General features: G+C 55.4%; 16 protein-coding genes. 11 read left to right on the top strand and 5 right to left on the bottom strand.

All coding sequences use genetic code 11. From position 1 onward, the window contains the following. The first annotated feature begins 198 nt into the window (after nucleotides 1–198). On the top strand, nucleotides 199–1,161 hold the full coding sequence (gene trpS, locus Pla52o_RS17760; protein ID WP_146595946.1) for a tryptophan--tRNA ligase: 963 nt from the start codon (nucleotides 199–201) through the stop codon (nucleotides 1,159–1,161). A gap of 147 nt (nucleotides 1,162–1,308) precedes the next feature. Continuing rightward, complete coding sequence (locus Pla52o_RS17755) at nucleotides 1,309–2,835, top strand: Y4yA family PLP-dependent enzyme (RefSeq protein ID WP_197169319.1); 1,527 nt, start codon at nucleotides 1,309–1,311, stop codon at nucleotides 2,833–2,835. 14 nt (nucleotides 2,836–2,849) lie between these two features. Here Pla52o_RS17755 and Pla52o_RS17750 read toward each other — a convergent pair whose 3' ends face one another. The 3 genes from Pla52o_RS17750 to Pla52o_RS17740 are packed head-to-tail and all read right to left on the bottom strand — an operon-like array spanning nucleotide 2,850 to nucleotide 5,563. Beyond that, nucleotides 2,850–3,875, bottom strand: a complete 1,026-nt coding sequence (locus Pla52o_RS17750) for a DNA polymerase III subunit (protein ID WP_231612455.1) — start codon at nucleotides 3,873–3,875, stop codon at nucleotides 2,850–2,852. Then, on the bottom strand, nucleotides 3,872–4,375 hold the full coding sequence (gene rpiB, locus Pla52o_RS17745; protein WP_146595945.1) for a ribose 5-phosphate isomerase B: 504 nt from the start codon (nucleotides 4,373–4,375) through the stop codon (nucleotides 3,872–3,874). The genes Pla52o_RS17750 and rpiB overlap by 4 nt, the downstream gene beginning before the upstream one ends. Before the next feature lie 9 nt (nucleotides 4,376–4,384). Continuing rightward, nucleotides 4,385–5,563: an arsenate reductase/protein-tyrosine-phosphatase family protein gene (locus Pla52o_RS17740; RefSeq protein WP_146595944.1), complete on the bottom strand. Its 1,179-nt coding sequence runs from the start codon at nucleotides 5,561–5,563 to the stop codon at nucleotides 4,385–4,387. A 305-nt stretch (nucleotides 5,564–5,868) separates the two neighbouring features. On the opposite strand from Pla52o_RS17740, the gene Pla52o_RS17735 reads away from it, so the two are divergent. After that, nucleotides 5,869–6,906, top strand: a complete 1,038-nt coding sequence (locus Pla52o_RS17735) for an NHL repeat-containing protein (protein WP_231612454.1) — start codon at nucleotides 5,869–5,871, stop codon at nucleotides 6,904–6,906. 319 nt (nucleotides 6,907–7,225) lie between these two features. On the opposite strand, the gene Pla52o_RS17730 is transcribed toward Pla52o_RS17735, so the two are convergent. Next, nucleotides 7,226–8,647, bottom strand: coding sequence for a hypothetical protein (locus Pla52o_RS17730; protein ID WP_146595943.1), 1,422 nt, complete (start codon nucleotides 8,645–8,647; stop codon nucleotides 7,226–7,228). 281 nt (nucleotides 8,648–8,928) lie between these two features. Here Pla52o_RS17730 and Pla52o_RS17725 point away from each other — a divergent pair, with 281 nt between their 5' ends. The 7 genes from Pla52o_RS17725 (at nucleotide 8,929) to Pla52o_RS17695 (ending at nucleotide 16,448) form a co-directional block, all read left to right on the top strand. Continuing rightward, nucleotides 8,929–9,558, top strand: coding sequence for a sigma-70 family RNA polymerase sigma factor (locus Pla52o_RS17725; protein WP_146595942.1), 630 nt, complete (start codon nucleotides 8,929–8,931; stop codon nucleotides 9,556–9,558). Continuing rightward, nucleotides 9,555–11,141: a serine/threonine-protein kinase gene (locus Pla52o_RS17720; RefSeq protein WP_146595941.1), complete on the top strand. Its 1,587-nt coding sequence runs from the start codon at nucleotides 9,555–9,557 to the stop codon at nucleotides 11,139–11,141. Before Pla52o_RS17725 ends, Pla52o_RS17720 begins: the two co-directional genes overlap by 4 nt. Beyond that, on the top strand, nucleotides 11,131–12,864 hold the full coding sequence (locus tag Pla52o_RS17715) for a hypothetical protein (protein ID WP_146595940.1): 1,734 nt from the start codon (nucleotides 11,131–11,133) through the stop codon (nucleotides 12,862–12,864). Before Pla52o_RS17720 ends, Pla52o_RS17715 begins: the two co-directional genes overlap by 11 nt. A gap of 549 nt (nucleotides 12,865–13,413) precedes the next feature. Further along, on the top strand, nucleotides 13,414–13,932 hold the full coding sequence (locus tag Pla52o_RS27725) for a serine hydrolase domain-containing protein (RefSeq protein ID WP_197169317.1): 519 nt from the start codon (nucleotides 13,414–13,416) through the stop codon (nucleotides 13,930–13,932). Between the two features lie 17 nt (nucleotides 13,933–13,949). Then, entirely contained in the window at nucleotides 13,950–14,435 is a 486-nt protein-coding gene (locus Pla52o_RS27720) for a serine hydrolase domain-containing protein (protein ID WP_261343356.1), read from the top strand. A 241-nt stretch (nucleotides 14,436–14,676) separates the two neighbouring features. Continuing rightward, the gene (locus Pla52o_RS17700) at nucleotides 14,677–15,966 is read left to right on the top strand and encodes a sodium:calcium antiporter (protein ID WP_146596052.1); all 1,290 of its coding nucleotides are present in this window, start codon (nucleotides 14,677–14,679) and stop codon (nucleotides 15,964–15,966) included. Nucleotides 15,967–16,208: 242 nt separating this feature from the next. Beyond that, nucleotides 16,209–16,448, top strand: a complete 240-nt coding sequence (locus Pla52o_RS17695; RefSeq protein ID WP_231612453.1) for a WYL domain-containing protein — start codon at nucleotides 16,209–16,211, stop codon at nucleotides 16,446–16,448. Between the two features lie 275 nt (nucleotides 16,449–16,723). On the opposite strand, the gene Pla52o_RS17690 is transcribed toward Pla52o_RS17695, so the two are convergent. Further along, on the bottom strand, nucleotides 16,724–18,328 hold the full coding sequence (locus Pla52o_RS17690; protein ID WP_146595937.1) for a hypothetical protein: 1,605 nt from the start codon (nucleotides 18,326–18,328) through the stop codon (nucleotides 16,724–16,726). Nucleotides 18,329–18,736: 408 nt separating this feature from the next. On the opposite strand from Pla52o_RS17690, the gene Pla52o_RS17685 reads away from it, so the two are divergent. Further along, complete coding sequence (locus Pla52o_RS17685) at nucleotides 18,737–21,808, top strand: cadherin-like domain-containing protein (RefSeq protein ID WP_146595936.1); 3,072 nt, start codon at nucleotides 18,737–18,739, stop codon at nucleotides 21,806–21,808. Nucleotides 21,809–21,893: the final 85 nt, after the last annotated feature.

Genomic DNA, 21,893 nt, shown 5'->3' with positions numbered 1-21,893 from the left:
TCGCCAGACGGTGGAATCCACGCTCTGGCGAGGGTGGCTATGCGGATGATTCAATGGTCGTTGCTGATTCGGCTACTTTTTGGCAATCTTTGATCACCTCGCGACGGATCTTTGCGTCCGTCGTATAAAGACGGCTCACTGGGTTTGGATTCAGTGTGTCGCTTCGTCTCTCGTTTAGTTTTCTTGAAGGTTTTTTGCATGCGTGTTCTCTCTGGTATCCAACCCACCGGACGACCTCACTGGGGCAACTTTTTTGGTGCGATTCATCAATACATCGACCTGCAAGAAGACAACGATGGCTTTTATTTCATCGCGGATATGCACGCCTTAACGACCGTGCGTGACGCGAATGCCCTCAAGCAGTACACGCTCGACGCGGCATTGGATCTGATGGCGCTCGGGTTGGACCCGAAAAAGGCGACGTTGTTCGTCCAGTCTCAAGTGCCAGAAGTTAGCGAGTTGACTTGGTTATTGATGACGGGCACGCCGATGGGGCTGCTCGAGCGGTGCCACGCCTACAAAGACAAAAAAGAAAAGGGACTCAATGCGGACGCGGGGCTATTCACCTATCCCGTGTTGATGGCTGCGGACATTTTGATCTATGACTCCGAAGTCGTTCCCGTCGGCCAGGATCAAATCCAACACATCGAAGTGGCCCGTGATCTGGCTGGTAGTTTCAACCACACCTTTGGCGAAACCTTCAAGTTGCCCAAGGCAAAAACGCTCGATCATAGCGCCAAGGTTCCTGGAACCGATGGCGAAAAGATGAGTAAGAGTTACAACAACACGCTGCCGTTATTTGGTAACGTCAAACAAATTCGCAAACAGATCATGCGAATCACCACCGACAGCCGGGCGATGGAAGAACCCAAAGAGCCCGAGGGCGATCATCTGTTCCAGCTGTATCGATTGTTCTCATCGCCCGAGGATGTCGAAACCATGGCAGCGATGTATCGACGAGGCGGGTTCGGTTACGGCGACGTCAAGAAGGCGGTTGCCGAAGCAAGTGAAAACTACTTTGCCGAGGCGCGGGCACGTCGCGAAGAACTCGAAGCAAATTTGGATTACGTCCACGAAACCCTTCGCGACGGAGCAGCACGGGCTCGTGAAGTCGCCGCCACCGTCCTGTCGCGTGCACAAAAAGCCTGCGGCCTGCGTTAGGCGTCTGTTGAATTTGATGAGCCGCTCGTGCGTGAGCGGCCGGGGCTCACGCATTGCCGGGTCTCTGATGGTTCACGATGGCAAATTTGCATTTCGTTTAAATCTGTACCCCATGGGCCGCTCATTCCCTTCGGAAACGCCAACCACTTGTCCGCGCCGCTTCCTCGCACCGAACCGCTTGCCAACGACTCGCAGTTCGGTCAACACGATCGGCCGGTGCAGTGGCTTCGCAGCGGTTGTCGCGGAGCGGTGCCCCTCGATGGCGTTTTGGCATCGTGGATGGTGGACGTTTTATGCCAGCCATCGATCCACCAATGGGTCGAGCAATTTGAATCGCCTCTGAACGTCTTGTGCGAGGCTCCGCTGGAAGCCAATGTGCGTGCGTTGGCGGCCGTTGCGGGCGATCGAAATCTCGATTTGCAAATCCATTTCGCACGCAAGGCAAACAAATGCCTCCGCTGGATTGATGTCGCGAAGCGACTCGGTATCGCAATTGATGTTGCCAGCGGCATCGAGCTCCAGCAAACGCTTGAGCGAGGTATCGAGCCCGCAAAAATTATTTGCACCGCCGCGGTCAAACCGGTGGCTCTGTTGCAGCAATGTGTTGATCACGGTGTAACGATCGTGATTGATAATACAGATGAACTGTTGGCGATTCAAAGCGTCGCGAGTCGTTCGGCACACGCCGCGAAAATTGCGATCCGAATGAGTGGGTTTCAACATCGCGGTCAAAAGTTGTCCTCGCGATTTGGCATCGATGTTGATGACTTCGCAAGCGTTGTCGGTTCCGGATTCGGACTTTTAGCCGATCCGTCGCTTGCGGTGGTTGGCCTTCATTTTCATCTCGACGGCAGTTCCATCGCCCAACGTGTTACAGCGATTGAGCAAGTGTTGCCATGGGTGGATGAGCTCAATCGGCGTGGTCAGCAAATCAAATTCATTGACATGGGTGGCGGGATTCCCGTGCGGTATTTGCAATCGCAAGATCAGTGGACAGTCTTTCATCAAGAGCATGAACGTTCGCTGCTGGGGCTGCGTGAAGCGATCACGCTGGACCGTCATGGATTGGGGCGAATCGCTGGCGGTGGCAACGTTTTTGGCAAGTTGAATAGTTACCCGATGTACCAAGCCCCTGTTTCGGCAGATTGGTTTTCGCAATTGTTGGATCACCAACTCGATCCGATCATTGCCGCCGAGAGTTCGGTTGCGGATGCGATCCGTCGCCGAGGGTTGCAGCTTCGTTGTGAACCCGGGCGCAGTTTGTTGGATGGCTGCGGCATGACCGTTGCTCGCGTCGAGTTCTGCAAAAAACATCCAAGTGGTTACGCGTTGATCGGGTTGTCGATGAATCGGACTCAGTGCCGCACCACCGATGATGAATTCTTGGTTGATCCGATTCTGCTAACCTGTGCCGGAGTTCGAAGCACGAGCAGGTTGCAATCCGTTGACGGCTTTTTCGTCGGAGCTTACTGCACCGAGTCTGAGTACCTATCGCTGCGGCGGTTTCATTTTCCACACGGAGTCGCACGAGGCGACTTGATCGTGTTCCCCAATACCGCGGGCTACCAGATGCATTTTATGGAAAGTCGATCGCACCAGTTTCCGCTGGCAAAAAATGTGTTTCTCCAGCAACCTGCCTTAGATCAGGCAAGCTTGGATCCAATCGATCGCTAGTGTTTGAGTGTCAGCTACCCGATTTCACCACGGTCGCCGGTGGTCGCCGCAGCGATGTCGGCGGAGTAGCATTCGATCAAGGTGCTTTGATTCGCACTGCGGTCCACTTCTCGCAACGCGCGAATCGAGCGGTCCAGTCGATTTAGTGAATGCTGTGTGACCAAGCGGTCGCCCAAGCCTTGCCTAAGTTGTTGGCGGTAATGCTGGACTGCAAACGAAAACACATCCCGCATTGCGGCGCGTCGCTTTGCGGCTTCTTTGCCCGCTTGTTCGACATGGGCATTGATCATCCGGCACAAGGCTACCGGATCCGGGGTACGGGAACCAAACTGGGACCGCAGCGCATCGCGAAGCTTGTCCGCTTCTCCGCTGAGCAAGCGAACGGCCACGTGCATGTCGCCTCCGGAAACTTCAACGGCTTCAGCAATCTGTTGATCGGTCGCTTCGATCGAGTGAACCTCTCGCATCAATCGTTGGGCGTTCTCGGACGAGGGAGATTGGAACCGAATCACACGGCAGCGCGAACGGATGGTGGGCAATTGGCGTTGTTCGCTGGTCCCAATCAATAGAATGACGGCATTCGAGCTCGGTTCTTCGAGCGTTTTCAGCAAACAATTGGCCCCTTCTTCGTTGAGAAAGTCGGCGTCTTCGATCATGGCGACACGACGGCGACCCCGCATTGGTTTGAGTCGCACATCGCGACAAAAACCTTCTTGCATGCGTGAATCCGGCGGCCCGATTAGCAATTCCAATGGGATGAACGATTTGTCGTTCGGTTTGCTAACGCGGGTGACATCGGGGTGGGTGCCGGCGGCGACTTGAACACAGCCTTCACAAACGCCACAGGGATTCATGTCTTCGGGGGCGTTGCGCTCGCACAACAAGGTTCGCGCCAACAGATTTGCGGTGGTTCGCTTGCCGACACCGGGTTGTCCAACAAACAGAAAGCTGCCCGTCAGATGTCCTTTCCGGATCGCGGTCGCAAACCAGTTTTCAATTTGTTTGTGGCCAATCAGGTTAGACCAATTGGTTGACATCATTGACGCTGCGGTCCCTCCGGACCGGGGGCGGGTGTCGTCGCGGCGTCGCAGCGCAGGTTGGCCTGTTCGATCGAGCAGATTTTTTGCACGCGTTTACCGTGTCGGCCACCGTCGAATTCGGTGCGCAGCCAGAGCAGGACCAAGTCGTCGATCGGTCGTTCGCCGATCATGTCACCGGGCAAACAGAGCACGTTGACATCGTTGTGTCGCCGACTCATTTCGATCAGGACTTCGTCGTAACAGGACGCGGCGCGAACGCCGGCGAATTTGTTCGCCGTAATCGCCATGCCAATGCCTGTACCACAGATCAAGATTCCTCGGTCGGCTTCGCGGTGGCTCACTTTACGCGCCACTTGGCTTGCTAAATCGGGGTAATCACAGGCGGTATCGCTGTTCGTTCCTTCGTCGCTGACCGTGAATCCGGCGGCGGCGAGTGATTGCAGCAATTTGGCTTTGATATGAACGCCACGGTGATCGCTTGCTAAGCAAATTTTCAGCATTTTGTCACCCTATTCATCTTGGCTGGGAGTCTCGCTCGGGAAGAAATCTTCACCAAGCGAATCGAGCCATTTACCTAGTTCATCATTAATTTGGTCGGCACAGGCCTCGTAGACCTCGACCGCCAACCCGACAGGGTCGGAAATATCGCCGCCATCGCGTCGGAGCGTAAAGACACGCTCATGCATGTCCGGCCAAGCGGCCAGAATCGCAGCGCGGTGCCCACGGGTCATCGTCAGGATCAAATCCGCGACATTGACGACCGATTCGTCCAGCGGTCGGCTGCTGTGCCCGGTTAAATCGAGTCCGCGTGAGCCCATCACGGCAACCGCTTGGGGGCTCGCGCCCGCTCCGTTGGAAGCTGCAACGCCCGCCGAGATGACTCGCACCGCGTCGTCGCAACCGGTGCGTTTGTTCAGCTGTTCACGTAAAAGTGTCTCAGCCATCGGGCTGCGGCAGGTGTTTCCGGTACACACCACCGCAATCACAGGTTTTACAAATTGATTCATAGCTGCACGTTCGATCACGCCCTCGCGAAGCAACTGCCATCGATTGCCACTGACTCGGACAACCGTCGTTACACCACCATAACGAGTTGGGCCGTCGTCGAGCAGCAGTGGCAAATCATCGCCGTACATTTCCGCCACTCGAGCTGCGACGGTGGCTACCGGCGTCCCCTCGCTCGGCTGGAAACTCGCGAGCAGCAGCGGCCCCGACAAATAACGGTGTATTTGATCCAAAACGAAGTGGTCGACGACCCGAAAACCAACGTGACCTTTGTCGTCGGTAACCTGTTCACGCACTCCAGCGGACAGCTGAGAAAGTGCCGAAAAGGGCTCGGGGCACTGCACCATCACCGTCAACGGCCCCGGACAACACCGTCGCAAGAGACGCCGCACCGTATTCGAAGCGGCGCCGACGAAATCGCCAGCCGCTTCGCGGCTGCGGATCGATAATTCCATCCAATGGCGGTCCGTTTCGAGCCGGTTGCCATCCTGGGACGGCTGTAGTGCCCCTCGGGTGAGCGTCTTGAGCTGTTCGACACCGGTGGTACTCAAGGCCAATGCGGCCAGCGAGTAGGTCGTTTCGGTGGGAACCCCCACCACTTGTCCTTCGACCAATGCCTGAACCGTCCGATGCACGATATCACGTGAATCTTCTGCGGTTTTCAGGTCGAGAATTTTAAGCATTGCTAAAAATCAAAAGGAACGCGGGCAATTTCGAAGCAGGGGGAATATTCACAATTGTACGGGCGATCCAAAGCGAAGCACGACCCGAAGGGGCGCGATCCCACAAATGATTGTCTGAATGTCCGAGAGTGATCGTAATGACGTGATTGTACGGGGGACTAAAATGTCTTCACAAGTCGACCACGCCCCTGCAAAAGTCGCAATGACGGTTGCCTGTAATGGTAAACTATCGTAAGTGACAAACTAGCCAGTCGAACCAGAGAAACTCACGCCTCGTTCAAGAGAACCCGCTTGAGCAAGTCCGATTGAGCAAGATTGTCTGCGATACCGCCGCCCTACTGAACCGCCGAACACTGAATCAAAACTCCATCGTGTCGTTTACCCCAACCTCTCGTCGCGCGATGTTGTTGTCTTCGCTTGCGTCGGGCGCCGCCATGTTTTCGGGCTGCGTTTCGAGTTCCTCTCAATCGAGTACGCAACTGGTTTGGGGGCGGCGGGGATTTAGCGAGGGGCGATTCATCAAGCCACGCGCGATCACAATTTCTCCGGATGACGAATTATTTGTCGTCGACACCACCGGACGGATTCAAGTCTTTGACGTTGACGGTAACTATCGACGCGGTTGGAAAACGCCTGAAACGGAGAACGGTCGTCCCACAGGACTCGCGATTCAAGCCTCGGCGGGGCCAGACGCGACATCGAATTTGCTTGTCGCCGATACTCATTACTATCGCACGCTAACCTATACGTTGGAGGGAGAACTGCGTGTCGAGAAACAACTGGGCGGCACCTCGGGTCATGCCCCCGGCGAGTTCGCGTTCGTGACCGATGCGGTGTGCGACGAGCAAGGTTGTTTCTATATCGGCGAGTATGGAGATTCGGATCGTATTCAGAAATTTGATCCCAATCGCAATTTTTTAACTCAGTGGGGCGGGACCGGAGATCAACATGGCCAATTCGTCCGCCCACAAAGTCTGGTCGTTCACGAGCAAGTGTTGTGGGTCGCCGATTCGTGTAACCATCGCATCCAATGTTTCGATATTCGCGAAGAGAAGCCGAGATTGATCAAGGTGATCGGTCGCGAAGGAAACGCCCCCGGCGAGTTCTATTACCCCTATGACTTGGCATTCGCCAGCGATGGGACGCTCGTCGTGTGTGAATTTGGTAACCAACGGCTGCAGCGTTTAGAGCCCGACGGAAAATGGATTGCCAGCTGGGGCGGCCCGGGGTTCCAGCCGGGGCAGTTGTACGACCCCTGGGGGATCGTGGTCGACTCGAAAGACCGGGTGCACGTGCTCGATAGCAACAACAATCGCGTTCAACGTTTAGCCCTCTTCAGCTAACCTGGGATTGGTTTCAAGCCCGTCCTTAGCACTCCGCTCTGCTTGACTTTCTCAAGGTCATGCCGTGGGTAAAGCGATTGGTAGCAACAACGTGCAGCACCCTTCCCGCACCGGCTGGGAGGGGCGAAAATTGAGCCTTCAGCGAGATTTTCGGGGAGGGCCTGCGGTGCGATGTGAAAGACGCGGGCGGACGCAACCGCCGGTTGCGGCTTACTTGCTCGTCCCTCCCCACTCGTTTCTCACGCTCCTCACCGAGGGACGGTGGTTTCCGGTTTTGCGTTTCCTTTAAAGACGCGCAACTACGACTAAGCCAAATCCACTATTTGAGCTCGCGTAAGTCGGCGCGGCTCTCTTCGTACGTTGTGTCGAACGCCAACGCTTCGGGATCGGGAGTGACGCCCCAATTTGCACAGGCCGTTTGATAAACCTCAGGCCACCAATTTCGATGTTCCGTCAAGCCTTGCTCTTGGTAGGCACGCCAATGGCTGAGCACTTTAGACCAACACTTGTCGCCATAATCGAGTGCCTCATTGAGCGAGGCGAACTTCGGCACGTACCAACGACGACCGATTTGAGCGTGCAGCACTTCGTCGGCCCAATCGAAATCTTGAAACAATCCTGACAACGGGTCGCCGCTTTCCATACCGACTTCCCATTCGTATCGTTTTCCCGTTTTGGGCATCAGCCCTTGTTCGATGAAGAACAAAACGCCATGGCGTTCACGCGCATTGAGTTGGGTATTCAAATTGCGTGACCAAGTAAAGTTGATCGGGATTTTTGTCCAATCGATGCCTTGAGCAACGAACCCGACTTCGCCCATCATCGCATGCCGTGCTTCGTCCCAAAGTTGTCGCGACATCTCCGCATGAAAATCCCATGGTTCATCGTCGCCAAGCTCGACCAAGATGCTGGCCATCATCTCGGGAACATCTAATTCGCGGATGCGTTTGTAATACATCATCAACGTCTTATCGCGAGCTGAAAAACGCGGATCATAAAGAAACGCTTCGGGATTGACTCCGGCGTTGAACGAGTCTTGAAATCGCTCGTCCCGCTGGGGTTCGCCCTGGTAAACCGGCGGCACCAAGCTGTGCCAAGGCTCTGGAACGGAGCTGCTAGCGGTGTCGGCGCCATCGAGCCCCGCGGCCGAGCAGAGACATTGAATCAGACAGTCGATCCAGGGTTGCATTGAATCGCGTTGGGTTTGGTCCACCAGGCAAGCGATCGCGTCTTCGCCTACGGAGCGAACTTCGCTCAGTTCAAACTCCATTAGCTTGGCGATCCGTACCGAAGGCGCGTCGGCCAGTGGGTGCGCGTCGGCTTTGATTCTTTCACAGGCCTGGATGATCGCCGGGAATACCACTTCATAAACCCCGACGAGAAACTCATTCGTCGTGGGCGCCGAGGCGATCTCGTCCAGCAAACGCTGGAGTCCCGGATGAGGGATTTTGTCGAGCCCGAGCGGTGGTTCTCGCATCTCACTAACGCGGCGACGAATCATGCTGACTTGTTCGCTGCACAGGTAGGCATGATGGCTGAACAGCGTCTTGAGTTCGTAGATCGGCTCGGACGTGATCTTGGCGGTCAGCGTTTCATAGAGCCGTTTGAGCACAAAATGAAGTCGTTTCCAGCGTCTCGCACTTTCGTCCACACTCCAATCGCATTCGATGGCCCGCTCGATTGAGCTCAAACCCGCCAGCGAAGGCAGGCCGCGATAAGATTGATAGTCTTGAGTATTCATGATTTCTTGAACGGCGTCTGTCGACGCTACCCTATCTCTCATCGAGAATGCGAACGTGGGGAACAGGTTGGAATTATGAGCGATGCCAACATTGATCGCAATCTTTTGCTTCGCAATCGAGAGGCGATGATCGAGAGGAGATAAGAACGAGAGCAGGCAGGAAAATTCGATTTAATTTCACATCTGGCGTCAGATCGGGCGTACGACAAGGGTTATACGGTTAGCCGTTACCACTTCGACGCATCATTTCTTTGCATTTTTTGAGGCGAATCTGTTTTACCATGACGCCTTGGCCGACCCCCAATCCGCTGCTGATCTCGGACCTCAGCGATCCGGCGAACGACGCCGCTTGGCACCGGTTTGATGCGTTGTATCGACCGTTGATCTATCGATTCGCTCGTCGACGCGGGCTCGATCATCATGGGGCCGAGGAAGTGGTGTCGGACGTGATCCGCCGCGTCGCGCGAGTGGCCAGCCGATGGAATCGTGCTCCGGGCGAGGAACGATCCTGCGAAAGACCGCCCCAGCGTTTTGCAGCTTGGCTGAACCGCGTCTCGCGAAATTCGCTCGTCAATGTCGTCTGTCGCGATCTATCCCATCGGGGCATCGGCGGCACCACGCATCAGATTACACTCGAGTCGCGACCGGCTGCGACCGAGGATGCTCGCAGCGATTGGGAAAACGATCGCCAGCGAATTCTGATCCGACTCGCAGCCGACGCCATTCGAAGTGATTTCGATGAACCGAGTTGGGACGCGTTTTGGTCCTCGCATGTCGAGGGCGAATCGATTGACCGGGTTGCCCAACGGCTCGGCAAGTCACGCGGTGCGATCTACGCCATCCGCAGCCGGATTGTGCGGCGATTACGTGAGGAAGTTCGGCAGATTGAGGCCGCGGAGGATCGATCATGAAACCCAATGCCGACGTTTGTTTAGCCGAGGTCGATTTTCAGTCGCTGTTGGCTGGCGAGCCTGACCCGCGGATGGAACAACATCTCGATCATTGCCAATTTTGCGCAGCCCGACTCGACCAAATCGCGGCGGACGAGGCGTTTTGGAAAACATCGTCCAGCAGTTTGAGCGACGATTACTTGGACGCACCGACGAGCGAGGAATTGGAGGTGTCGGTGCAGCTATCGCCGGTGCTGCGTGCCATTTTGTCGCCTAGCGATGACCCTCATTCGCTTGGGCGGATCGGACGATTTGAGATCTGCGGCATCGTGGGCAGTGGCGGAATGGGAATCGTGCTGAAGGCACGTGACATCGACATCGATCGTATCGTTGCCTTGAAACTGCCTGCCGCTCATCTGCTGGAATTGCCGTCGGCATTGGAGCGGATCGAACGCGAAGCCCGCTCGGCCGCCACCATTCGTCATCCCAATATCATCGAGATTTACCAGGTCGATCGTTGGCAAGGGATCCCGTATTTGGTCATGCCCTATTTGCCGGGGCCATCACTGATGTCGCGTTTAGAGAGGCATGGCAAGCTCGATGTTTTGGATGCAATCCGGATCGCGAGACAAACCGCCTCGGCGCTGGCCGCCGCTCATCAACATGGCGTGATCCATCGCGACGTGAAGCCAGCGAATATTTTGTTGGGGAAGGGAACCGAACAGGCGGTGCTGACCGACTTCGGGATCGCCAAAATTCAAGACGACGTCTCAATGACCCACACCGGCGTGATCGTCGGGACGCCTGGTTTCTTGTCGCCCGAACAAGCTCGCGGTGACGAGGCCGGTCCGCAAAGCGACCTGTATTCGCTTGGTACCGTGTTGTGGTCGATGCTGACCGGCGGACCTCCGCTGCAAGGATTGCCGACGCATACGATTGTCGCCGCGATCGCTCGCGGCGAGATGCCAAAACTGGCTCAAGCCGGTCTCGATCTTCCCTCCTGGGTGTGTCGCTTGGTCGATTGGCTGCATGCGCTGGATCCCGAGGATCGTCCGGAAACGGCAGCCGAATGTGAAACGATCCTGCGTGCGTGTGAACAGCATTTACTCGATCCCGTGAGGTGTCAATTGCCACCCCGTTTACAACATCGCCGCCGATGGCTGCCGTGGCTTGTTGGCGTGCTATTGATGATGATCGTGATCTCGGTCAGTCTTAATGGCTTCCCCCAATGGCCGGCCGATGACAATTTCTCGCCGCGAGCGATCGCTCCGCAGTCCGCAAACGGAAACGGTCTGGTCGACTCTTCGGTTGGATCTAGCAAAGCCTTCCCGGCTACGAGTCCGCAAAACTCGATTTCAGCGCGTCCACGGCAGGCGAACATGGACGCCCTGTCCTTCTTCGAGACGATCACGCCAATCCCTAGCACAGGTCCTTCAACCGTTCCCGCAACGCCGATACGTGGCGTTGACGATCCGGAAATCGATCGGCTCGAAGCCACGGTGCAGCAAATTGATCTGGAGATGACTGCGCTGATCGATGAACTGGATCGCTTACGAGATGAAAACACACTTCCCCCAACCGACGAGAAAAACGATGAAGACTAAGCTCGCCAAGGTAATCGGAATCTTGACATTTCTCGTGATGGTCTCGAGTTGGGGATCGCCTTTATTTTCGCAAGAACCGACAACGAGGATTCATGTTGTCGGTCCCGATGGAAAGTTTGCTCCCGATACGATCGTCCATCGATTCAACGCAGGAGAACTTGTGTTTTTGCCCGATGGCAAGGCTGTCATTTCGATGAACGCCGAACCGGTCCACCGATCGGTTCTGGGTTATGTGCGACTGATGGATGAGGGAGACGGCATTCAGGTCGAACCTCCGCCATCGATGAGCGGCATGGGCATGATGATGGGAATGGACTCGGGCTCCAACGAAGTAGGGAATCCTAGCGAAAACCCCACAAATATCTTGTATTCAAGTCCAAGGGCACTTGGAGTCTTCTTCGCCACCAACCCGAAAAACGAATTTGCCTTTGTACCTCCGAGCACCAGCGTGGGCAAGAAAATCCAGCTGCGTGAACCGGCGAAGCTAACCTTTTCCGTGCCCGGACACTATACAGCGGATCGTTACGTCGTGTTGGCACTCTGGACCAATGGGTTTGTCTATCCACAGTTTGCTTTCAAGAGGGCAATTACCTCGAAAGGTGGGCAAGGAGGTTTTGCGGCTGGAGGTCCTGTCGGAGATGAAACGGGCCCAGGCACATCCGATTGGCGATTCAATTCGTATGTTTCCTATTGGCAAGTCGCTCCGCTGACGGCGCCTGAAAAGGAGGACGCAAACGGTTTTCTCATTGCCTCGCTGACGGTACCGCCCGGCGAAGTTCGCGTGACGTTGGTCCCGAAAGAGCGCTTCGAGGAAGTGCAGCATAATGCGAAGCTGTTGAACCAGTTGTCGTTAACGGGCGGCCCAAGCCGCATTGTCGTGGCGAGAGCGCGTCCGACAACCAACACCGCTAATAATCTTCCCATCGCGTTGGTGGCCGACGGAACGCTCGATCTCGAAATTCAGGGAGATTTGACCGAAGCGGCGATGCCGGATTGGTCCAGTGACGAACAATTGGTTGTACTGACGCGAAGCGATGATGCAGCCAACACGCCAAATACGGTGGATAGCGATGACTACGTCCGCTTGGCCGATTCGACACGCGCTCAGCGATCGGATTATCGGCCGCTGGGAATCGTCGCCCATCGGTCAGCGAATGGAACGTACCTCGCCACCGGATTGGTGCCAGGCAAATATCAAGCGTGGACAGTGCCGAAGTCAAAACTGGAGCGTGGCACCGATTTTCGTCGACCGATCCTGATTGACCTGGTTCGCATTGAAAACATCAGTTCGACGACGGCGGGAATCCTGATGCGAAAAGTGACGGCAAAAATCGGTTCGTCCGTCTCCTCGTCATCGAACACGTTCGTCTTGCCGACCACGCCGCAGGAGCGTGTGAGTCAGTCGGTTAGCGACGATCCGTTTGCCGATCCGGGCGTTCACCGAGTTGCGAGTGCCAATGCCAGTGAAGCTGACAAGGAACGAAGACGTCGTATTCTGATGCTCGCCAAACAGATCCAGGAGATGGACCAGCGAATCGAAGTGGCCAAAGAAATGCTCACCCAGCTCATGCGTCAGGAGCAAATTTTGCCAACTTCTCCCGCTCAAGATCCTTTTGCGAAGGGGCCCTTCGATCCGTTCGGAGGAGGCTCCGGTGGCGTGGATCCGTTTCACTCGCCCCCGTCCAGGCAAGGAAAGGTAAATGACGATCCATTTGCCCCGTAATTTGCAATCCAGCTCGGGCGAGACTTGTCGCCACTCATCGATACCAAGTGCTTTGTCAGTCTTTGGTTCTTGCGTAGTGGACGAGGCGACGAGTCCTGCTCACACGGCCAACTAGAAGGACTCGTCGCCTCGTCCACTACGATTGAACCTTAATTTTAATCCTGAGAAAGCATAAGAACACCTAAGCCGAAATGATTCGGAGTAATCCACCTCAGCCGAAGGGCGTTAGCTCAGATATTTCATAACCCGAAGCGTAAGCGAGGGACCCTTCGCAAAGTCCCTCGCTTACGCTTCGGGTTACGATTTTGTTTGCGTACATTATTCGAAATGCGTAACACGTTGTTGAGCAAACGGTTAGGACATTTTCGCTCGGTCGGATGAAATATCCGGGCTAACGGCATGCGGCTAATTTTACGGAAAGAGGCCTGCCTATGTGCTTAGAATGCACTCGTGTTGCCCCTCTTGAACGATTGAAAGCCCATGCCTCGCCTCTTTTTTTTAATATAGGGTCGCCTCGTTATTGCCGCGGTCGTTTTCGTTTGCAGCTCGTTGGCAGCCACCTCCGCCGAACCGCTAAATGAACGTCTGCAGGAGCTCGCTCGTCCCTATCTCGAATCCGAGGCGATCGTGGGGGTGTCGATCGCGGTGATCCACGCCGACGATTCGGCGACGGTTCATTTAGGACGCACCAGCGAAATTGGGCCGTCTCCCGATGATGACACGCTATACGAGATCGGCTCGATTTCAAAAGTGTTTACCGGGATCTTGTTGGCCGACGCGGTCAATCGAGGTGAAATCCGTTTGGACCATGAGGTCAACGAGTTGTTGCCCACGGGCGTAACGATGCAGGATTGGCAAGACCGCCCCATGACGGTGCTCGATCTTGCCACGCATCGATCGGGGCTGCCACGATTGGGCGACAACATGCCGAGTCTTTCTACGGACAATCCCTACGCCGACTACACTTCGACGCTGGCCTATGGTTTCTGGATTCGCATTTGCTCCGGCGTGCTCCAGGGACGTAATACGAGTATTCCAATCTTGCCTTCGGGGTGCTCGGACATTTGATCGGACGCCAGGTCGGGATGAGTTACGACGAAGGGTTGGACCAGCGTTTAACGAAGCCGCTGGGGATGCACGACACAGACGTCGTGTTGAGCTCGGCTCAGAAAACGCGTTTAGCGACGCCCTATGATGCGGAGAAAAACGCGACTGCGAATTGGAGTTTTGCCGATATGCCTGGTGCCGGAGGTATCCACAGCTCGATTGCGGACATGATGCGATTTGCAAAAATGCATTTGCCGGTGCCGGAGAACGAGGTTGGCGCCGCGATCGAATTGGCGTGGCAGAAACACTATGTCGGCGCCAACGGGGAGCCCTCGATGGGATTGGGGTGGCATTTGCAGGGCGACGGTTCCACTCGCATTCACAACGGTCAAACGGGGGGATATCACAGCATCATCCTGATCGATCGCGAAACTCAATCGGCCGTGGTCCTGTTGGCCAACACCGCAACCAACGCCGTCGATGCACTGGCATTCGAGCTGATGGGGATGTTGCAGCAAAACTAGGTTGCGATATTTGCGAGACCGATTGCGGGGCACCGGATCAAGCCTTATCACATTGCCTCGGCCCCGCATATTGAAGTTGCGTGTATTCATAACCCGGCGCGTCAGCGAGGGAATATCGATATTGATTCGGTCCCTCGCTGACGCGTCGGGTTATGATTTGCTAGATGAAAATGCAATGGCGCCGCTTCAAAACTGACACGCCGTGATCCGCTTGAACTTTGTCTTCGCACAAGAGTATTTGATGGGAATTTTGATTCCACTGGTTTTGATTTTCTTTACTTGCCTGTTGATTTGGCGAGCGTGTGACAGTTTTGAAATTGCGTCGGAGTACATCGGTCGCAATTTGTCCGAAGGGGTTCGCGGAGGGACGATCAATGCCATCTCCAGTAGCGTCCCGGAGCTGTTCACGACGTTGATCGCGTTGTTTGTGTTGTCGGATCGAGACGGTTTTTCGGTGGGCATTGGGACGACCGCGGGCAGTGCACTGTTCAACGGCATGATCATCCCCGCCGCGTGCATTTTGTCGGTCGTCGGCGCGGTCATCCTGGGCGTACGCGTGACCTCGGTAAACGTGTCCACCAAAGTCTTATTGCGTGATGGTTTGTCGCTGATCTTTTGCGAAATCATCTTGATTTTGTTGATCAACGGTTCGCAATTGCATTGGTGGCAAGGGGTGATCTTGATGGGGCTGTACGGAACCTATCTGGCCTTCATGCTGCTGTCGATGAAGCGTTCCGCGGCATCCGATGACGCACCTCAGGGCGAGGACCTTGAAGACGCGGACGACGCAGCGGCGACCGAACGAGGCATCTTCAGCCAACTGTTTTATTGGCTGTCGCTGGGGCCGTTGATGGACATGGAACGTGTTTTTGTTCGCGAAAAACATCGTCAACAAATCGACGAAGAAACTTGGAATGGTTGGCCGCTGTTGCTCACGTCGACGACGGTGATCGGCGGGGCGTGTTGGTTGTTGGTGAAGGCTTGCGAATGGCTCGGGACGGGCAGTGTCGAGCACCCTGCTTACACGCTCTTCGGATACGAATTGCAAGGGATCGGGATGCCCGCGATGTTTGTCGCGGTGATCTTTGCATCGATGGCCACGAGCGTTCCCGACACGGTGATGTCGATTCGCGACGCCAGGGATGGCGACTACGATGACGCGGTCGCCAACGCGCTGGGGAGCAATATTTTTGACATTTGCTTCGCCCTTGGGTTCCCCTTGTTTTTGTTCACGGCACTGAATGGCCCGATCGAAATGTCACCGGAGATTGTGTCGCAAAGTGGTGAATTGCGGTTGTTGTTGCTGGTGCTGACGATCGTGGGGTTCTTTGTCTATTATCTGGGCAAACGTGGCGTCACCGAGGCGGGAACCCAGTACGTGGAGATGCGACGTGGCAAAGCGTTCATCTTATTGGGAATCTATGTGTTGTTCGTTTTCTATATCGTCGCTCGCAGCCAAGAAATGACGTGGGCACTCGAATGGTCCGAGTGGTTGCAATCGCTGCTGCAGTGGTTGCCAGCGATCGGATAAGCAATGTCGTTGATCGCTCCCGCGATCAAAACGCCTAGCCCCCTCATTCTAACGGGGGCTCATCTCGAACAAGCTTCAAAGCTGGACCTCTTCACGCCCTTTGTCCCCGCAAAAAGGCTGCTTTTCATTGGGTTTCGCAGAACCAGGAAAATTTTTTTCAGGGCGTGACCTGACGTGTCACAGGCATCGTGAATAGTACGTGTAGTCATCCACACCACTTCCACGCATCTTTCGAGGTTCCTATGAATACGATTCTTCGACGCGCAATGCACGACTGCGACAACTACGTCATCGAAATGGATTACGTCGATGCCGAGGGCAACCAAACGCACCGAATCGTGAGCCCGATTCGGTTCATGGGCAGCTATCGATTCTTGGGCTTGTGCCTGTGCCGCGAAGCACCTCGACAATTCCAATTGTCACGCTGCAAAAACGTTCGTCTCACGGCAGCGGCTGACGTGCTGATGCCGGTGGCAATGTGATTTTGTCGACGGGTTTGAAGCCCCAGACAGATTGTCGACGCCGCACATGGGAGCTGCGAACGCGAGGGATCGCGGAAATCGTAGCGAGTGATTCCTTCCTACCTCCGCCGCACGGTTTGCTTGACGTGAAACCGTCACGCAAACCGTGCGGCGGAAGGGCCCTTTTCGCAACATCCGCCGCAGGGCTTAGCACTTTCCGCAGGCTAACACGCTTCGGCTAACGTGGATTGCACCAAGTCATTCCTAGCGAAGTGTTGAGCCGGCTTATTTGCGGATCATTCTTCAAGCGTCAGCGCCTCGGTCACCCATTGGTGAACTGTCGCGATTTTGTCCTCTTGGGTGCCATACATCAGTTTCATTGCCTCGCCGCCTCCCACGATGTAGAAAGCCTTTTCCGCTTCCTCGTCACTGATCAGTTGTTGAGCTTGGTAGAGTCGAATTTCAGCGAGCGCCTTCATGCGATCCGCTCTTGAGCCTGAGAACATCGATGCCACTCGGCGTTTCGCAATCTCAGGGGACAACTTTGGCATGTCCGTCAATGCCAATTGTCGATCAATGATGGCGAACAGATTTGAGATTTGTTCACTGACATAATCTCGGGGAACCGCTTCGGTACGCTGCACCTCATTGCTGTCGGCGGGTTTGGAAAGCCCGAGTGTTTTGCCATCAGAGACTTTGATCAAACGGCATCGCGAGACGTTCTGGATGGTTTCGTCACGCCCTGGCTTCAAGACTACATCAAAATGCAAGAGGAAGTCGATGTCGTGCTTCTGAGCCCGTTTGATCGTTTCGGTCGAGGGGGCTAAGCCGAGATAAACGATGCCCGGCTTCCACATCGGAAACGGTTCAAGTTCAGGGGCGATGACCGGCGCCTCATCAAGTGGCTCCACGGCGTCCACGGTGTTACCCTTGTTGATGCCCATTTGAGACGCGGCGCCAGCGGCTTCCATCATCATTGCTTCTGGGGGCATGCCACCGGCTTCCATTTGTTCGCGAATCATACGTTCGCGTTCCCTGATATCCGGCATCCCGGCAGCCTCTTGACCTCCCATCGCATCACGCATGTCACGGCGGTTCCGTTTTGAGGAATCGGCTGCGGCGACATCGATTTCTGGCTCCGCTGGAATGATCGCCGAGAGCGCGATCCCAAAGTCACCTCGTGAAAACCGTTGCGTGAATTGTTCGGCGGTCAGCTCGGCGACCAAACCGAGGGCATCCTGCATTTCCATCTCCGCGTTTTGGTCCACGACCGCATCGGCTGCAGCGCGGGGTTGTTCGCCTGGCAATCCGGCGCCGCCCATTGCGTCGGCCCCAAATTCAGCTGGTCCAAATTCGCCGGGCCCGCTCTCGCCGGGCGCAAACTCACCACGGTTCCCATTCCTACCGGACCGGTTTCCGCCTTCGGCAGAACTGTCCGTAATCGCTCCTTTATCGCCCCCTTCGTCGCCACGTACGAACAGCGAAACACCCCAGCGAACTTGCCAGACAGGGCGTTTCAACAGCGCACTGTATTTGACGCCTTCAAGTAGCGTTTTCGCTTTGTCGGGCTCGATCACCAGATGGCCAAAAAACAACTCTAACGCGGTGGCAGTTCGCCCCTCCAAGAACGCGTCGTCGCACTGTTTTTTCAGCGGAGGACGCTTGTCCTCCATCGCTGGAATCGATGGCATCATCAGCGGAGCTAGATTCATCGATGAAAAAATCGCGGCGGGCCCCGAGGCAGCTTGGGGGGGCATCCCGTGACCATTGCCCATGCGTTGGTCCATCATCATTTCGTCCTCGATGCTTTGTGAATAAAGCGGCGAAATCGAGCCGAACGTGACGAGCATCAGCACGGCGAAGGGGACCAGAAAACGGTTTTTAGGGAGGAGATTCAACATAAAAGCCTCCCGCTGATAGGAGCGGGTTTGGAGAAGCTAGATCGGGAATTTTAAAATTGTCGACAGGATTTTGAGCCATTCGCCGCGGGTTTGCCCTCGGCTGACGCGTTCTCAATTCGGCGTAGGTTACCTATTCGCCTGTTTTTTCAAGCTGATTATCGCACAAAACATCAGTCCACTGCTTATGATAAACACTCTAAATTGCTGCGTGGTGACCTCCTGTGTCGTCACTTTGAATTCGTCCTCCACTTTTATCCTCCGTTCTCCCCAGGATGGCGGTTAATGGGGAACTTTTTCTCCCCCAAAGCTTCCAAGTGACTGTTTGTATCCCCCCTTTTTGTTGATTGTGTTCGAAAAAGGGTTGTGGGGATTGAAGGTCGCGGTCTGTTTGCAAAGAGAATCATCAAGATGGCCCAACGTCGATCCTCAAGAATCCAATTGGAAAAACGCCGGCGAATCGGCGTGCGCCGGCGTCCCATGGTCGAACACCTCGGCGACCGTCGCGTGCTCGCTGCGATCACCGGCGTGATCTTTGATGACCTTGACCACTCCTTTCGCCAAGAGCCTGGTGAAGCGTCGCTTCCACAACGACTCGTTTATCTCGATGCGAACAATAATGCGGTTTTAGAAACAGGCGAACGGATTGCGGTTGCCGATGAGGCTGGGGCGTTTCGTTTCGAGGGCCTCGGCGATGGGGACCATCATGTTCGTTTGTTCAACGGCACCGAGGTGCAGACGCAACGCTTCCCCTTCCAAGCGACCGTGGAAACTCCGTCGATTGCGATGACCGAATCGATCGGTTTGTTTGCCGCTCCCGAGCACGGTGCGTTGGTGTTGACGCCAACTGGAGTCGAGGTCAGCGATCTTTGGTTGGCTGAAAATGAGACAATCTCGGTCGGCACGAATTTGTCGAAACTGCAACCGCTCGGCGACGGCACCTTTTTGGTGCTTGGCGGTGAAGCGGAAGGCGATACCGCATGGATCGTCGATCCGGTCGCCAAGACATCGAACGCGATCGATTTGTCGGGAACGGGGACTCCCCAGCGATGGTCGGATGTGGCGGTGGATGGCGCGGGACGCGGGGTGCTGATTGGCACCCATAGCGAACCTGGGTTTGTGACTGCGTTGGATGCTTCGGATCCAGAGCTCGAAGTGGTTGTCGTGACGACCACGACGTTGGTCCCGGCCGATACGACCGTGATCGCCTCGGACACAGGCCCACGCAGTGTTTTTGCTTGGGCCGGTGAGGATGGTTTGAAACTTTCGTTGTGGAGTAACGAGACCGCGTCGATGATTACGCCGGAGCCGATCGAGGTTGCTGGCGTAAGCCGTCTGCTTGATTTTGACGACGAGTCCGGTCTGCTTGTTTTACGGCAAAGCGATGGAGGCGTGAGCGTCGTGGATGCCAATGCTGATTTTGCGACGTTGCATTCTTTCGCTGAAATGACCGGCCCGGTGACACTCGATGGGGCACGCGATTTGTTGATGACGGTTTCCCCCGTCGAGTCGTTGTTGCGCGTGGTTGATTTACGTGACGGGGCCGACATCGCTAAATTAGCCGTCAACTTGGCGACGATCGGCGAAGTTCGGTCCATTGCCAGCGAAGGCGAACCCAATGCCGTCATCGTGCTCGGTACGACGGGAATCGTCGAAGTTTCGCTCCGCCGCGACGATGCACATCGAGTCAAAATTGTCGATCAACAAGATGCCAGTCCGATCCAATTTGCGTTAAGCGTCCAAGGGGACAACACCGCGCCGAGCTACACGGAAATCCCGTCGCTTACCACCGCCGAAGACAACGTGTTGAAACTTGCCGCACCGGGTATTCTGGCGGGCGTCTCGGATGCACAAGGTGATCAATTTGTTGTCTTGCAAAAGGGAAATGCGGTCCACGGCGTTGTCCACGTCGGCGTGGATGGTTCGTTGACCTATACGCCGAATGTCGATTTTTATGGCGATGATTCGGTGACCGTTACGTTGCACGATGGCGTCAGTGAATCGGATCCCTTTGAGTTGAGCATCACGGTGCTTCCGGTTGCGGACGATCCCACTTCGGTGGTGATCCAGCTTGATCCGGTCCCCGAGATTTTAGCGCTCGGCGAGGCGGTCGGATTGATTGAGGTGATTGACGCCGACGGGATCAACAATCACGTGATCAAAATCGATGATCCGCGTTTTGAAATGAACGCCCATGGCGCGATTGTGTTTGTTGGCGGGATCCATGGCGAAGGACTTGATTTTGAGACCGAACCGATGATTCCGTTAACCATCACGGTCACGGATTCCGAAACGGGGACTGAATTGGTCAGCTATTCGGCGGTTACCGTTTCTAACGCTAACGACCCGATCACTGGCATCACCCCGAGCGAAGCATCGGTGTACGAGAATGCGACCGGAGATACGATCACCGAATTGTTTGTGGTCGATCAAGACTCCGATCAGTTCCACATCCTGACGGTGGATGACGAGCGTTTCGTGATCGATGGTTCGGATCTTCGTTTAGCCGATGGCGTTTCCTTGAATTACGAAGAAACGCAACAAATCGTGGTCAATGTCACCGCTACGGAATGGGGCGTCGTCGGCGCGGTGCCGTTCACTCAAGCGATCACGGTCAACGTGCTAGATTTGCCGGAACAGCCCGAAGTGCTTTGGTTAGTCGGTGACACGGTGGACGAGTTCACTGTGGGAGCGGTTGTCGGAAATATCACGCTCGATGGTCAACCCGCGACCGATCGCTTTGTCTTGACCGTGGATGACACGCGTTTTCAAGTGGTGGGTGGAGTGTTGAAACTGGTTGGCGATCAAGTGGTCAAGCGAGCGACACAAAGTGAAATTGAATTGACCGTCACCGCGATCGATTCACACAACGAATTCCAGTCGCTGTCGTCCACCTTTGTGATAAGCGTGCTTGAGAACGCAACGCCGTTCCACAATCACGTAAACCCCTATGACGTGGACAATGGAGGTTCGGTGACGGTCGCGGACGCGTTGGCGATCATTAATTACTTGAACGTCTACGCACCGGGGCCTGTGGGTGCAGGCAACCCCGCGTTGGGTTACGACGTCAATGCGGATGGTTTGGTGACGGCCTTGGATGCGTTGCTGATCCTGAATGAAATCAATCGTAGTGGCAACGGCGGCGGGACCGTCGGCGATGGAGAGCAAGAAGGTACCGGGGCGGATGGCGAAAAGGTGGTTTCGCCAACTCCGATGCCACAGATTGCCAATGGTGCAAATGACAAGGACGTCGGTCCGAATGATCCGTTGCGGAACGATCGAGCGATCGTCGATACGTTGAATGAGGAACCTTTGAACGGGGAACCTTTGAATGGGGATCGCAACGGGGGCTTCGAGGTTGCGGCTCCATCGGACCCACGCTATCGACAAATCGCTGCTGACTTGTCGGTGTCGAAATCCGCAACCGATTTCTCAGCCCAAATGGACGAAACGATCCGCTTGTTGTCTGACCCGAAGGCATAATCGCTGCGACTCGAGGTCTGGGGTGTCGCTAGCCCGATGATTCGTTTTCTGATCCGACGCGTTCGGTTTGAAGTTGCGCTATTAT

This window comes from Novipirellula galeiformis (assembly GCF_007860095.1).
GTDB classification, from domain to species: Bacteria; Planctomycetota; Planctomycetia; order Pirellulales; family Pirellulaceae; genus Novipirellula; species Novipirellula galeiformis.
Note: the sequence above shows the minus strand (reverse complement) of the source record. Positions and strands in the feature narration are given on the sequence as shown.